Annotated in this window: 18 protein-coding genes; 5 read left to right on the top strand and 13 right to left on the bottom strand. The window is 41.5% G+C overall.

Annotated elements, in window-relative coordinates; all coding sequences use genetic code 11:
- Positions 1–107: 107 nt before the first annotated feature.
- Positions 108–917 (top strand): ABC transporter permease, encoded by an 810-nt coding sequence (locus C7B70_RS03775; protein WP_106367738.1) that lies wholly within the window; start codon positions 108–110, stop codon positions 915–917.
- 3 nt (positions 918–920) lie between these two features.
- On the opposite strand, the gene C7B70_RS03770 is transcribed toward C7B70_RS03775, so the two are convergent.
- From C7B70_RS03770 to ffh, 3 genes are all read right to left on the bottom strand, one after another.
- Positions 921–1,706, bottom strand: a complete 786-nt coding sequence (locus C7B70_RS03770; RefSeq protein ID WP_106367737.1) for a Uma2 family endonuclease — start codon at positions 1,704–1,706, stop codon at positions 921–923.
- A 91-nt stretch (positions 1,707–1,797) separates the two neighbouring features.
- A complete protein-coding gene (locus C7B70_RS27535; RefSeq protein ID WP_233220817.1) occupies positions 1,798–1,971 on the bottom strand; it encodes a hypothetical protein in 174 nt (57 codons plus the stop codon).
- Positions 1,972–2,096: 125 nt separating this feature from the next.
- Complete coding sequence (gene ffh / locus C7B70_RS03760; RefSeq protein WP_106367736.1) at positions 2,097–3,536, bottom strand: signal recognition particle protein; 1,440 nt, start codon at positions 3,534–3,536, stop codon at positions 2,097–2,099.
- A gap of 232 nt (positions 3,537–3,768) precedes the next feature.
- Between ffh and C7B70_RS03755 the strand changes: the two genes are divergently transcribed.
- The 3 genes from C7B70_RS03755 (at position 3,769) to C7B70_RS03745 (ending at position 5,946) form a co-directional block, all read left to right on the top strand.
- Entirely contained in the window at positions 3,769–3,954 is a 186-nt protein-coding gene (locus tag C7B70_RS03755) for a hypothetical protein (protein ID WP_106367735.1), read from the top strand.
- A 594-nt stretch (positions 3,955–4,548) separates the two neighbouring features.
- Positions 4,549–4,860 carry a hypothetical protein gene (locus C7B70_RS03750; RefSeq protein ID WP_106367734.1) on the top strand — a complete coding sequence of 104 codons (312 nt, stop codon included), beginning with the start codon at positions 4,549–4,551 and terminating at the stop codon, positions 4,858–4,860.
- Between the two features lie 561 nt (positions 4,861–5,421).
- Positions 5,422–5,946, top strand: a complete 525-nt coding sequence (locus tag C7B70_RS03745; RefSeq protein ID WP_106367733.1) for a universal stress protein — start codon at positions 5,422–5,424, stop codon at positions 5,944–5,946.
- Positions 5,947–6,037: 91 nt separating this feature from the next.
- Here the strand turns inward: C7B70_RS03745 and C7B70_RS03740 are convergent, their stop codons facing one another.
- From C7B70_RS03740 to C7B70_RS03705, 8 genes are all read right to left on the bottom strand, one after another.
- Positions 6,038–6,484 carry a PIN domain-containing protein gene (locus C7B70_RS03740; protein WP_106367732.1) on the bottom strand — a complete coding sequence of 149 codons (447 nt, stop codon included), beginning with the start codon at positions 6,482–6,484 and terminating at the stop codon, positions 6,038–6,040.
- On the bottom strand, positions 6,472–6,705 hold the full coding sequence (locus tag C7B70_RS03735; protein ID WP_106367731.1) for an AbrB/MazE/SpoVT family DNA-binding domain-containing protein: 234 nt from the start codon (positions 6,703–6,705) through the stop codon (positions 6,472–6,474). Before C7B70_RS03735 ends, C7B70_RS03740 begins: the two co-directional genes overlap by 13 nt.
- Before the next feature lie 132 nt (positions 6,706–6,837).
- Positions 6,838–7,824 (bottom strand): diacylglycerol kinase family protein, encoded by a 987-nt coding sequence (locus C7B70_RS03730; RefSeq protein ID WP_106367730.1) that lies wholly within the window; start codon positions 7,822–7,824, stop codon positions 6,838–6,840.
- A 68-nt stretch (positions 7,825–7,892) separates the two neighbouring features.
- Positions 7,893–8,621 carry a TIGR04283 family arsenosugar biosynthesis glycosyltransferase gene (locus tag C7B70_RS03725; protein WP_106367729.1) on the bottom strand — a complete coding sequence of 243 codons (729 nt, stop codon included), beginning with the start codon at positions 8,619–8,621 and terminating at the stop codon, positions 7,893–7,895.
- A gap of 92 nt (positions 8,622–8,713) precedes the next feature.
- Positions 8,714–9,061, bottom strand: coding sequence for a carbon dioxide-concentrating mechanism protein CcmK (locus C7B70_RS03720; protein ID WP_106367728.1), 348 nt, complete (start codon positions 9,059–9,061; stop codon positions 8,714–8,716).
- Positions 9,062–9,152: 91 nt separating this feature from the next.
- Complete coding sequence (locus C7B70_RS03715) at positions 9,153–9,461, bottom strand: carbon dioxide-concentrating mechanism protein CcmK (RefSeq protein ID WP_106367727.1); 309 nt, start codon at positions 9,459–9,461, stop codon at positions 9,153–9,155.
- 76 nt (positions 9,462–9,537) lie between these two features.
- Entirely contained in the window at positions 9,538–10,440 is a 903-nt protein-coding gene (locus C7B70_RS03710; protein ID WP_199192032.1) for a sulfurtransferase, read from the bottom strand.
- Between the two features lie 13 nt (positions 10,441–10,453).
- A complete protein-coding gene (locus tag C7B70_RS03705; protein ID WP_106367725.1) occupies positions 10,454–11,077 on the bottom strand; it encodes an FMN-dependent NADH-azoreductase in 624 nt (207 codons plus the stop codon).
- A 157-nt stretch (positions 11,078–11,234) separates the two neighbouring features.
- On the opposite strand from C7B70_RS03705, the gene C7B70_RS03700 reads away from it, so the two are divergent.
- Entirely contained in the window at positions 11,235–12,164 is a 930-nt protein-coding gene (locus C7B70_RS03700; RefSeq protein WP_106367724.1) for a ParA family protein, read from the top strand.
- Positions 12,165–12,198: 34 nt separating this feature from the next.
- Here C7B70_RS03700 and C7B70_RS03695 read toward each other — a convergent pair whose 3' ends face one another.
- Together C7B70_RS03695 and C7B70_RS03690 are read right to left on the bottom strand one after the other, a co-directional pair.
- On the bottom strand, positions 12,199–12,618 hold the full coding sequence (locus C7B70_RS03695; protein WP_106367723.1) for a hypothetical protein: 420 nt from the start codon (positions 12,616–12,618) through the stop codon (positions 12,199–12,201).
- 43 nt (positions 12,619–12,661) lie between these two features.
- Entirely contained in the window at positions 12,662–13,948 is a 1,287-nt protein-coding gene (locus tag C7B70_RS03690) for a M28 family metallopeptidase (RefSeq protein WP_106367722.1), read from the bottom strand.
- Between the last annotated feature and the right edge of the window lie 5 nt (positions 13,949–13,953).

Here is a 13,953-nt window from a genome sequence, read left to right as displayed (position 1 = left end):
TTCACCTAGTTTTTTAGGGAGGGTTAGTGACTCTCCTTATTTTATTATTGCTCGATGTCGCAACAGCAATGGTTATTATGTAGTCAAGTAAACTATTTTTCAATTAAATGCGATCGCCTTCTCTAACCAAAACCAACAATTCTTCCCAATGGCGAACGCTGTTTGCTGATAGTTTGACGATATTTTGGGGTGATTGGCTAGATTTGCGCGTCCGTATTACTCAAGTAGCGGCTTCGGGGTTAATTTCTCCGCTCATATACATTTTTGCTTTTGGTTTGGGTTTGGGTAGTTCTTTGCCTAAACCCGCCGTTGGTGATAGCTATTTAGAATTTATTTTGCCGGGAATGGTAGCGCTGTCGTCGATGACAATTAGTTTTGGGGGGACAACATTTTCTATTTGTGGCGATCGCTTGTTTACTAAAAGTTTTGAAGAATTACTCTTAGTCCCCATTCATCCCTTGGCGTTGCAAGTGGGTAAAATGCTGGCAGGAATTGTTAGAGGATTAATGACATCGGGGTCTGTAATTTTAGTTGCGGTACTATTTACAGGGAAAATTTGGAGCTTTATTAACCCGTTGTTTTTGCTGCTATTGGTGCTAAATTGTGCGGTGTTTTCAGCTTTAGGGGTCATTGTCGGGTTAAACGTGCAAAGTCTTGAAAGTGTAGGTTTGTACAACAACTTTGTCATTGTCCCGATGTCATTTTTGGGAGCTACATTTTTCGATCCAGCTACCTTACCGATTGCGTTAAAAGCCATAGTGTATCTATTACCGCTAACTTATACCGCAATTGGACTCCGAGCGGCGGCTTACTTACCTATATCTGAGTTTCCTTGGTATAGTATCCCGATATTGCTTGTAAGTGCGATCGCTCTTTCGGTTATAGGTGCGCGTCAGTTTGCAAGTCAACAAGACTAATCGTTATTCTTCTGGTTCTATCCCCAACGCTCTTAATTGCGCGGCTAGTTTTTCCGCCCTTTGAGCTTCAGCATTTGCTCTATTAGTTTCAGTATTTGCTCTATTAGTTTCAGTATTTGCCCTTTGTAACTCTATTTCTGCTCGTTCTGCGCCAGTTAGCAATAAATTACCTTGAGCGTCCCACCATCGCAGCCAGGGCAATTCGGTGTTGGAATAATGTCCTTGCCAAATGCCTAATTCTGCGCCTAACTGAGGGATAAAGTAATGTCCGCGATCATTTGCTTCTAAGCGGTGGTAGGAATTTTCAATCAAATGATAGACTTCCACCGCAGCCTTTGCAACTTCATAAATGCCGTAAAAAGGTACTCTAATCCCTTGCTCGTATACCCAAAACTTGCCTGTACCTGGGGTGCGATCGCGTTCTGCTGCACCATTACCACTCACAAACTCTAAAACAATTAAGGGTGCAACGTATTCTTGCCACAATACATAAGAGCGCCGCAGTTGACCTTTAAGGGTTGGGGGTACAAAAGGTACATAAAACCAGTCTGGGGCTAAAACACCTCTTTCTAAGGGCTGCGTCAAACGCCAGTAGATGCCAGAATCTTGACCGATACAATATTGGTCATCGGGATGGATTTGTTTCAGTATTGGCTCGATTGAATCTGTCAGCAGTACACTTTGAGGATGTTCTTGAAAGTTCTTCACAAATGTACCGTCAGATTCTGGTAGCTGCGTATGGTCAGGTAAAGTAGCTGGAAAGGTTTGTGATTGGAAGAGTCCTGTCATAATTGGCATCCTCAAGCAGTGAACTTAAGTTTATTTTAGCGATCGCGATCGCTTGAGTGCTAATTAAGGAAAATTAATACCTAGGTTTTTACTATTTGTCTAAACAAAGGTTGATATTTGTGTATTTGAGCGGATTCAGGGTGAGATAGCCTTTGTCTTTAACAGAAGTATCACCACCCCAATAGGCAACTATGGCATGGTCAAATTCATGCAGACATACTGATAAAATCCAGCCAACACAAACAAATATTGAAACCTGCAACACTTTTTTACCCTAAAACGAGCTTGTTCAACTGTGTTGCCGCAGTTTGGGAATGACTAGGTAGAATTTACTTAGATATTTTTTAGGAATAGGCGATCGCATCTAGTAATGCGATCGCCGACTCTACCCTACAAAGTACCAAAGCCTTTTTTCTTTTTCTCTTTTTTCTTCTTTTTGCCCCCAGGATCGTTATAGCCACGCCAACCTGCTTGAGCCGGACGATTGCCTGCGGCGGCTGGATTGCCCATCCCCCCAAACATTCCTGGAAAGCCGCCCTGAGTCATTTGCTGCATCATCGTCCGCATTTTTTGAAAATCACTGACTAACTTCGCTACATCGCTTTCTTTATAACCCGACCCGCCAGCAATTCGCCGCCGCCGACTTGGTGAACTTGCTAAAATATCTGGATCTTTGCGCTCTTGAGTTGTCATTGATTTAATCATCGCTTCACAGCGTTTTAGCTGGGTTTCGCCCTGCTTTAGCTGGTCAGAGTTGAGCTTATTCATACCGGGAATCATTTTCATAATCCCCCCCAGCGAACCCATATTTTTCAACAACCGCATTTGCTTCAGAAAATCGGTAAAGTCAAACTTTGCCGAGAGCATTTTCTGCTGCATTTGCTCCGCATCGGCAAGATCGATTTCTTCTTGGGCTTTTTCTACCAGGGTTAGCACGTCTCCCATACCCAAAATCCGCGATGCCATGCGATCGGGATAAAATGGTTGCAATGCCTCTACTTTTTCCCCTACCCCTACAAACTTAATCGGCTGACCGGAAATTTGACGCACTGAAAGCGCCGCCCCGCCTCGACTATCGCCGTCTAATTTGGTTAAAATTGCCCCCGTAATTCCGATTTGCTCGTGAAACGTGCGCGTCAAATTTGCCGCCTCCTGACCCGTCATCGCATCTACTACTAGCAGCGTTTCTTGGGGCTGTACGGCAGCTTTAATCCGGGCTAGTTCTCCCATCATGTCTACATCAATTTGCAAGCGCCCCGCCGTATCGATAATTACGGTGTCAACTCCTTGAGCTTTAGCTTGTTCTACACCGCGTTTAGCAATTTCTACGGGGTCAGCGCCCGTACCCATTTCAAAGACAGGTACTTGAATTTGCTTACCCAAAGTTACCAATTGATCGATCGCTGCGGGGCGATAAATATCTGTAGCTACTAATAAGCAGCTACGATTAATTTTTTTGAGATGAAGCGCTAACTTAGCTGTGGCGGTAGTTTTACCTGTTCCTTGCAATCCAGCCATTAAAACGATTGTTGGGGCTGTATCGGCTTTTGCTAACGGGACGTTAGTTTCTCCCATGACTGCTAGCAGTTCGTCGTAGACAATTTTGATAAACTGCTGATCGGGTCTAACCCCCGATACAACTTCTGCTCCTTGGGCTTTTGTTTCCACCCCAACAATAAAGTCTTTAACTACTTGCAAGTTAACGTCTGCTTCCAAAAGCGCGCGGCGGACTTCCTTCAGCGCCTCTTGAATATTTGCAGAGGTAATTTTGTCTTGACCTCGTAACTTTTTCCAAGCAGATTCTAAACGGTCAGATAGTGCATCAAACATAGTTCGTCAAATACGTTTATTAATAGATGTTTGGCAGACATCAAACTCTTGTCTGCTATATACCAGGTTAAATCTTTTGTTTATCTAATTGTTGACTGCTCTGAGAATCTGTAGATATTGTAAAGTTATGTTAAATTTTTAATTCGGTAGTTTATGCTACAGAATTTATTTGATATAGTAAGAACATAAGCAAAAAACACCATCACACTTCTAGAAAAAGAGGAATCCGATTATGTCTACCCAAGAACAAGCCCGCGCTTTGATGATGCGTCACCATCACATCGTTAAGAATCGTCAGCAATCAATGCTCAATCGTACCGCCGCTGAAGTAGGTCTTGATGGGATAGAAAACTCGATTGATGATCGCAATTATTCTAGCCGTAACAATAGCGATCGCCCGGGCATTGCCCTAAACTAAGCCTATTACTTGGTAAGTTGCTAAATATCAGCAATAACAACTTATCTCAATTACTCATTTAAAAAGCTTGTCGTCATTCCTTACCATTGACGACAAGCTTTTTAATTAAAAATTGCCAAAGCGTGCAGTTATAAATTTAGTGAGTATATCTATAGGAATACTCCTAGCTATTATCTATTTACCCCCTCCGTAAAGTTACTGATTCTTTAATTCTAAAGCTTTAAGTTTTCCCTAAGTGCAACCCAGAAAACACGGAAAAACAGCGATTTTATGGACTTATTTTGATTAGATATTCGCTTAATTTTACGTTTTCTTAATATATGGTTTTAGCAAATTGCACTTAACTTTACACTAACTAGCAATTGTTTAGCGTTGATCCCCGCTTTATTTAGTTTACATTTCTAATTAGAAAGATACTTTGTAGAGAAATATTACTAAAAATCTGTGTAATCTCACAAGAATCTAAAGAAAGTATGAAGTAAATTATGCCTAGGGATCGCTACAAACAGTATCTCGTAATGCTTTGATCGAGAAAAGACTGTTTACTTATAGAGGCAAAATACAAGGTATAGATAGTTCGTCAGTAAATCTTTTATGAAAACCTCAAACAGCCTTGTATCTACTTGCCGTTATTGTCGTTATTACAAGTCAGAAGGACGACGTGGTGGTACGTGCCAATTGCTGGATGGAGCAGTTCACGCAGGTTGGAAAGCTTGTCATTTAGCGATCGCCGCTTTTGCTCCTTCGTGGGAAAATCTAGAGGATATGATGAATCTGCCTGATGCAATGCCTGTAGTAACGGTACGACCTCTAACTTGTGAAATAAGTCAGTCTTCCGTAGAATCTAATCAAGCCATTAACTATAGAGCAAATACGCAGTTAGATAGATGTAGCGCCAGCGTATAGGATAATGGCAACACAAAATGTATTTTACTCCGATTAAAGTTTCAGATTTACCGCCTTTACTCACTGATTTAATATCTAAAATAAAATCGCACCTGTAATTACTATGGGGGCGATTTTTTAGAAAGATAATGGCTGTAAGTTTAAAAAGCCGCTTTTAGATAAAAATTATATAAATTTAAAATTTCATTACTGGTTGGGTTTAATTTTCATTACAAATAACGTCTTGGTTAGCTCCTTTAGGTTAAATTAAAAATTAAGAATGTATAGATATGGAGGAAGACAAATGGCTATCCTCAAAAAGGTGAGTGAGAATACACAGCCCCCGTGGTTAGGTCAGTCTGTTAGCTGGGGTTCGTTAATAATTTGGGTTTGTATGTTAGTAGGATTAGTATTAATGATGGTTAGATTTTCCTACATTTACTAAGCGAATATTACAAAATCATCAGCTTTTTGTAGCCTTGAGTAAAGCAACATACTTTTAAGCAAAAAATAGAAAGTTGCAAGATTACAAAACAATAAGAAAAGAAAACCTCACTTAAAATAATTGGGAGAAACTTTATTATGTTTGCAAAAGTTTTAGTGGCTATTGACTCCTCTCCAACGGGTAAGACTATTTTCGATAAAGCTCTTGATTTAGCTAAAAGTACAGGGGCGAGTATGATGTTGCTGCACGTTTTATCTTATGAAGAGGGAATGCCAATGCCTACAAGTTTCGGGAGAGAGTACTATACAGGACTAAGTAGTAAAGCGCTGGAAATTTATCAACAACAATATAAGGAATTTGAAAATCAAGGTTTAAAACTCTTACAAATCCTTGCTTCTCAAGCAATTAGTGCCGGAGTTAGTACAGAATTTAGTCAAAATCACGGCAGCCCAGGTCAAACTATCTGTGATTTAGCTCTTAACTGGTCAGCCGATCTTATAGTTATGGGGCGTAGAGGGAGATCGGGTATAAATGAGTTGATTTTAGGAAGTGTAAGCAATTATGTTCTTCATCATGCTTGTTGTTCAGTTTTAGTTGTGCAGCATTTGGTTGATAAGGAATCTGATGCTGAAACAAAACAAGCGATAGTTAGTTCAACTTAAGATGAACCTACAGATTGATGGCGGAAAGTTCGGCGGTTGTGCGATCGCGTAAGCAATTCAATTCAACGTGATCGTACCTAGCAAACAACGCTTACACCTGAAGATCGGACAACAAAAGAATTGTCAATTTTGAATCTGGATGCTGAATTACTGTGTCGTTAGTAATAAAGACTGTGCAACCATCGGCACTTGTAGCGGCGAGATGAAGCGCATTGATTAAACCCAATTTACTGCTACCTCGTAGCCGTACTGCCGCAATCACGATCGCTTGAGTTATGGCACAAAAATTTAAGTTAGGAAACTGAGGTAAGTCTTTAGCGTACTCCTGCGCGATCGCTTGTTGACCCAATCGTAGAGGCTTAACCATCAACTCCGCCAGCCCTAGATCGCAAGCGGAGGCTTTAATTGCTCCTTGCTCAATTTGTTCAAATAGCTTAATAGCGAGAGTTCTAAAAGTAACATGACCTTCCAAAGCATAGATAAACACGGCGGTATCTAAACCAACCTTACACCCATGCAAGTCTGTTAATCGCGCCATGATTCTCGTTCGCGCCGTACATAGGTTACTGCATCTTCTTGTTGCCAAATTTCTCGATGTTTGCCAAAAAGCCGCGAAGTATAAGAGGCTTGAGGAATCATTACTACTGTCCCGTCTACAACTTTGACTTCTAGATAGTCTCCAGGTTTTAGGTTAAGCGCTTCTCGAATTTCTTTAGGTACAACAACTTGGTAACGCCCCCCAACTTTTGTTTTAGACATTGGTTTTTCATCATACGTTAGTTGAAGTATGACCTACGCTCAATAGCTTTTGGGTTGCGATCGCACGAATAATCGTAATTTATGTAAGATGCGTTTTTAATAACTTACTAAAGAGCAATCGCTTTTAAACCCCTAAGTCCCAGAAATGGGTAAAATTACAGTAGTTTTTGGCACAATAACTTTAAGCATATCTTTAACTGCTTTCAGGGTTACAGGTAATTCTCCAATGGGATGACCATCAATGTGAACTGGTATATTGACATCAGAAGTAAAGCTGACTTCCGCAACCCGATACGTTTCTATTTTGGGGCTGTAATGACGCTGACCTTTGCTAATTGCCCAAAAGTGACGCATCAGTTCCCATTTGCTAAAGTTGCGGAAAATACTAATTGTGAGCAACCCATCATCAATTGCCGCATCGGGAGCAACAGTAAAACCAGTACCGTAATAAGCTCCATTGGCAACTACAACTAATAGCGCTGACAGCCTCAATTCGCGCCTAGCAAGGGGCTTTTGTCTCCCAAACCGTCGTTTTAGAGGCGGTACACGAGCCGCCGCTATGGGGCGGTCAAATTCAATTCTTAGCCGTTGTGGTTTGTAACCTATTGCTAATCTAGCCGCTTGCAACAGTTGTCCCCACCGACCGCCTTTGATTTCTTCGCCCAAGGGAAAAAGGGCAGCATCTAGCCCAACTCCCGCCGCTTCAAAAAAGTAATGTTCGTTATTAGCTTGACCTACATCGATACTTTTAATTTGACCCTGGGCAATTACCTGACAAGCTGCAACTAAATCGGTCGGAATGCTCAAACTACGAGCAATATTATTGTACGTGCCGATAGGGATAATTCCGAGCGGAATAGGCGATCGCAGCAACCCCTTGGCAACTTCGCCTACCGTACCATCTCCACCCGCAACTACAACTAACTCGTAATTTTCCTCAATGGCTTTAAGAGCAATCAAAGCCGGGGAATTATCGGGGTCTGTAAAAGCTATATCGGCTCTAATTCCTTCTGCCTCCATCGCCGCAATAATGTCTGGCAATTTCATCAAATTAGGCTCGTCATTGCCAGAAACCGGATTAATAATTAGTCGTATGCGTTTGAGAGTTTGTGTTTGCAAAGCTTTTAACTCACCCAGAAAAATAACTCGCGCCTACACATTCTAACCTGTCCTTTTTCAATCTTAAATCAACGAATATCCTCGTAAAACTTTTTCAGATAGGTAGGTGAAACACCCAGACCCCACAATATTCCAATATAAAGATATATACCTGTAGCTTTTAGCGTACCCCAATGGGCTACTCGGCGATCGCTTGAAGTGACTATTCGATTCACTTGACAAATACGTCCTAGCCGCACCAGCTTTAAACACAAGTCTGCTTCTTCTAATATAGGTACATCATTAAAGCCGCCACAATCCCAGAAATCAGCGCGACGACAAAACATTACCTGATCGCCAAACAACAAGCGTAGTCCTTTAAAGAATAGGAGAGGGCGAAATATTAACGGCGCGTAGTAAGTTTTTAAATAGTTATGCAAAGATACTCCCCAACGGGTAGTTTGGAACCCTGTCATTAACGAAATAAATCCGCCTCCAGCAATACTTTTATCTTCTAAGGTAGCAACGATGACAGCAATTAAATCGTCAGGGACGCAAGTATCAGCGTGGAGAAAACACAAAATATCCCCAGTAGCGGCTTTTGCGCCATAGTTCATCTGAAGACTTCGCCCGGATGGTTGGCAACTTAAAACTTTAATGCTTGCTTTAGTTGCAATTGCTACCGTTTCATCTTCGCTACCACCATCAATTACTAATATTTCCCCTGCTGGAGGATTTAGAATACTCAATTGGTGCAAAGTACGCTCTAAACAGCTTGCTTCGTTAAGAGTCGGAATAATAATTGAGACACAAGACATTTAATATTAGTGATAGTAGAGACGTTGTAAGCATCTCTACAGTGTTAGCAATTTATTATGTTTTTAGCTTAAACATTTAATAAATATATTTTTTAGTGAGATCCTCTAATAGCTGGTCTATCCAGGGATTCTCTAAACATTTCTACATCATCACCATAGCCAATAGGTAAAACTGCTTCAACGTTTTCATGGGGACGAGGGATAATAACCCAAGATTCCAACGTGCCGCCGTAAACCTTTTCTACTACGGCAATACCCGCCTCCATAGCTGCCTTAACTTCCGAAACGTCACCCCTAATATTCACAGTAAAACGTGCGCTTCCGGCTCTTAAATAGCCAACTAAGGTGACTCGACCAGCTTTTACCATCGCGTCTGATGCTGCCAAGACTGCCGGAAAACCCTTTGTTTCAATTGACCCAACTGCCTGTGCTGACGACATGGGAAATCTCCTAAGTGTAATAGAGTATGTACCAGACAATTATTGTACGAATATTTGGTAGCGCGATCACGTCTTAGCTTTGTGAAAGCTACTAAACTCTGTATTCTTCTACTTTTGCGGTGTAGTGAATTGGCAAAACACTTTCAACATTTTCTGGCGGATTAGCCACAATGTAGTAAGTCATTGCTTTTTCTCCACAAACTTTCGCCCCTGCTTCAATTCCCGCAGCTAAAGCAATTTGTACTTCAGAAACTTTACCCCGAATGCTAACTACAAACCGTCCACTTTCTGCTAAATTGTAATCAACTAAGGTTACTGCACCAGCCTTCACCATCGCATCTGCGGCTGCAAGCACTGCCGGAAATCCCAAAGCTTCAATCGATCCTACTGCTGCTGGCATGATTAAATTCCTAAGTCCACAGAATACGTGCAATTAATTTTACGCGGCTTTGTTGTTCGTTGGGGAAAATAACTGTTTAATTTACAAGCGGATGGCTAGAAGATTCCGCTTGCGACCATTCCCACATTGAACCAGCGTAGTTTTTGACGTTGGTATAGCCTAAATTGACTAGCACTGCAACAAAAAAAGCGGAACGAATGCCGCCTGTACAGTAAGTAATAATTTCCTGATCACTGCCCTTTTCAATTCCTACAAGTTTAAGCTTGTAGTCTATTTGCTCAGAGGATAGTAAACAACCATTAGGTTGCAATAGTTCTTTAAAGTAAAAGTGTACTGCCCCAGGGATATGTCCGCCCCGCTTTTCTCCATAAGGAGTAGCCCCAAAGTATTCTCTTGCTTCGCGGTTATCGACGATAATTAGGTCTGGGGAATTGTTCAGTTTACATTGCAATTGATCGGCTTGAATTTCCCAAGTAGTTGTACGATTAATTCTAAAATCGCCTACTTGTTGCGGTTGACTACCCCACATTTCCAGCGCTACACCTGCTGTAACTAGCGCCTGTTGTCCGCCATCAACAAAGGTTGCTTGGCAATACCCTAAAGTGCGTAACATCCAAACAATCCGCCCTTCTTCTCCAAAATGTAGAGGGCTTGTTGGATTGCCAACTACAATTACAGGATTGTTGTTTGAGATGCCGATTTGACGCAAAAGTTGCTCTAAAACTTGAGAATTGTCTAATAATTTGCCCTTGTCTGGTAGAGTTTTTTGGGAAAAGTCTTGCCAATTTACGCAACGAGCATTTATTACGTGTCCAAATCCCCAAACAATTCTACTGCGAACATCAAGAATCGTCGCCCCTGCCTCAATTAGCTGTTGGGCAGCATTAACATCAACTATCCAAGGAGTTGTTTTTTCCATACTCTGAGTAGGAACGACGCTTTTAGTTGCTTGAACCCGCCGCAATGAGCAGATAGGCATTAATAATCAGGTTTTACCAGTTAGCTATAGCTTGGCTAATAGCATTACTAGCTTCTGTTAGAGACTCCTTGCGTCCTTCATCGCCACCGCTATCGAGGTTGTCTGCGTTAATAAAGGTGATGTCTGTAATCCCAATGAAGCCAAAAATTGCTTTTAAGAAAGGCTCTTGAAAATTATAGCCTCCCATTGGTGTACCAGGTCTAAAACTACCGCCGCTAGAAGTAATAACTAGCATTTTTTTGCCGCTAACCAAGCCTTGATAACCTTGCTCGTTTATGGCAAAAGTGCGCCCTACGCGGACAATTTGATCGATGTAGGCTTTAAATGTAGACGGTATATTTAAGTTGTACATTGGTATGCCAAAGACATAGCGATCGGCAGCTAATAGCTCATCTATCAAGGTGTTAGAAGTGCTAATAGCCTTCTGTAGTTCGGGAGTATGGGTTTCGGGTGCGGAGTAAGCGGCGGCTATCCAAGGCTCATCTACGTGGGGTACGGGCTGATGTCCCAAATCTCTATAGGTAACTGTATCTTGAGGATGGGCATTTTTCCAGTCGGTGACAAATCTGTGAGTAAGACTGCGAGAATGCGACCTTTCAGCGCGTGGGCTAGAGTCTATATGTAAGATATGAGCCATCTGTTAGTTGTCCTCGTAATGATAGTTCAACATTAAACTAACTTAAGATAACATTGTTTAGCAATTTTAGGTATCTATGTCTGAAGACAGGAAATTGCTTAAATAGTCGTTGACAGGTAAAGTCTAATTGGTTGTTTGGCGTAGGTGGGATGGATGAATGGGGTATATTATTGCAACGGCAAATATGAAGGGAGGAGTTGGTAAAACAACTTTGTCGGTCAATTTGGCTACAGCTTTGGTAAAAGAGCATGGTAAGCGAGTTTTGGTAGTAGATTTAGATACTCAAATCAGCGCTACATTAAGTTTGATGCCGCCTGCGGAGTTTGCTAAGTTTAGGAAGCGCAAGCAGACTTTGAGATATTTAGTTGAACAAATTATTAGTCCTGTCGATAACCCAAAGTTTTCTAGTCATGATGTGGTACAACACGATGTTTGTAACTTGACAGGATTAGATTTGTTACCGGGAGATATTGATCTTTACGACGAATTTTTAGTATCGCAAATGCTTTATCAAGAAGCAATCGATTTAGGTAAGTGCGAGTTTGAATTTGTCTGGAATCGCTTTGAAAGGTTTTTAATCAAAAATATATTACAACCGCTAGTTGCAGAATACGACTTTATAATTTTAGATTGCGCTCCGGGGTATACGCTTTTGACTCGAAGTGCTTTGGTGGCTAGTAACTTTTATATATTGCCTGCAAAGCCAGAGCCTTTGTCAGTAATTGGGATTCAGCTATTAGAGCGGAGAATTGCAAGTTTAAAGGAAAGTCATCAAAAAGACCAGATTTTTAACGTTTCGATGTTGGGGATAGTTTTTACAATGTCAGGTAATTTGCTGACTGGGAGATATTACCGTCAAGTTATTGCGCGAGTTAATCAAGACTTTGGTGCAAGCAAACTTTTTAGCACTAATATACCTATTGATGTCAATGTGGCGAAAGCTGTGGATAGTTTTAAGCCTGTAGTTTTGAATAATCCTGGTACGGCTGGAGCAAAAGCTTTTACTCTATTAACTCAAGAGTTTTTAGAGAAGGTAAGGGTAGTGACTGATAGCCAAAATCAGCTTGGGGGTTTAACCTCAAACTGATTGCTAACAAGATGACTAGGAACTATTGTACTTTTTAAGCGCGATCGCGTTCTAAATCATAAATTACTTTTTCCATTGCCCAATTAACGGATTTTTGGGGATTACTCTGCTTAGTATGAGCTAATAAACGGTTAGCGGTTGTGCGATCGTTGTGCAAGAGAATTAGCAGTTTTTTCTGTAACTTAGAACTAGCTTGGTCGATAGGACTATCAGTATTAGATTTAGCGGTGTTGGCTTTTGTGGTGGCTAAATAGCCTCCCGCCGCAATGCCACCAACTACTAGCGCTGTAGTTAGAATTCCACCTTCTGGGTCGTTTTCTGGAGAAGTAGAGTTGTAAGGCTCGGCAAGTAGTGGTGACTGAGCTAGTTGTAAGCGTTGGTTAGAAGTGAAACCGGGTAGTTGAGTGCTGACAATGGTAGCTAATACCGCACCTATTGGTAAAAGTTTTAGCATGGTTGTTGTAGATTTAAAAATTGGTTTGGTTGGGATTAAACAATTACTTTTGAATTTTGTTTGCTAAATCGAAGCCTAATTGAGCCGTTTCATCAAGTAGTTTAGAATCTACTTGTTTATCGCCGGGACTATGATAATTAGGATCTTCGCCTCGATAGAAAAAGAGTACAGGTACGCCAGCATTAGCAAAAGAAGCATGATCGCTACCGCCTCGACTGCCAAAAGTATCAATTTTTGGGTTTGTAGATTTGGCTAGTTTGGTTAAAGATTGCGTTCCACCGACAAGCAGGCGATCGTTTACGCCGACCATATCAAAGTTAAACATACCTTTAAGACCTTGTAATAATTCTGGTTTAGCGCTCTTTACAAAGGCTTTGGAGCCATGCAAACCATCTTCTTCGCCGTCAAAAGCCATAAACCAAGCTTGACGAGCTAGAGGAGTTTTTGCAGCCTTACGCGCGATCGCCAGCACAACGGCTGTACCAGAAGCATTATCATTTGCGCCGGGAGAACCTACCACGGAGTCATAATGACCGCCTAAAATTACTTTTGGTTGGGTTACGCCAGGTAAACGAGCGATCACATTGCGTCCGGTAATATTGCCTTGGCGGGTATTTACAACTAGGTTGACTTGACGAGGAGATTGATTTTCATTCAGTAAGGATTTACCCGCTTCATCGGTTAGCGCCAATACGGGAATTTTGACATCTCCCCCTAGCGTACCGAATAAATTACCAGGCTTAGTATTAACGATAACTAAGCCAACCGCTCCAGCATTGGCAGCATTTTGAGCCTTTTCTAGAAAGCGAATTTCACCGCGCTTGACAATAGCAACTTTACCAGTGACATTCACGTTTGCATAGTCAGCTTTGCGCCCAAAATCAGGCACAACAACGAGTGGTGCAGTAACTTTTCCCGATTGAGATCCGTTTAAAGCTTTCCCGGCAATTACCTTACCGTCGATAGTTAGATTTGAGCCTAAATCGACAAATTTGGGATAACTAAACGTTTGAATTTCTGCTACGTATCCAGCCTTGCGATATTCTTGGAGCAAGTAGTTACTCGCTTTTTCTGTAGCTGGTGTTCCGGCGACTCTAGCACCGAAATTAACCAAAGCTTGGACATCCGCATTACTAGAATTTTTTGTAACAGGACTTTGAGTTTGTTTAAGAGGTTGGGCATCTATTGCTTGGCTGCACCCAGCAACAGTAAAGCTGAAAATACTTACGCCTGCAACCAGCAACTTCTTCCTGAGCAATCGCTGAAATTGCACTGACTTTGCTCCTTCTAAATATTCTGTACTTTCTATTGTGCTTGGCAAATATGACATAGGTA

The sequence above is a fragment of the Chlorogloea sp. CCALA 695 genome, assembly GCF_003003885.1.
Lineage (GTDB): Bacteria > Cyanobacteriota > Cyanobacteriia > Cyanobacteriales > Chroococcidiopsidaceae > Aliterella.
The sequence above is the reverse complement of the archived record's forward strand: the minus strand, read 5'-3'. Positions and strand labels throughout refer to the sequence as shown.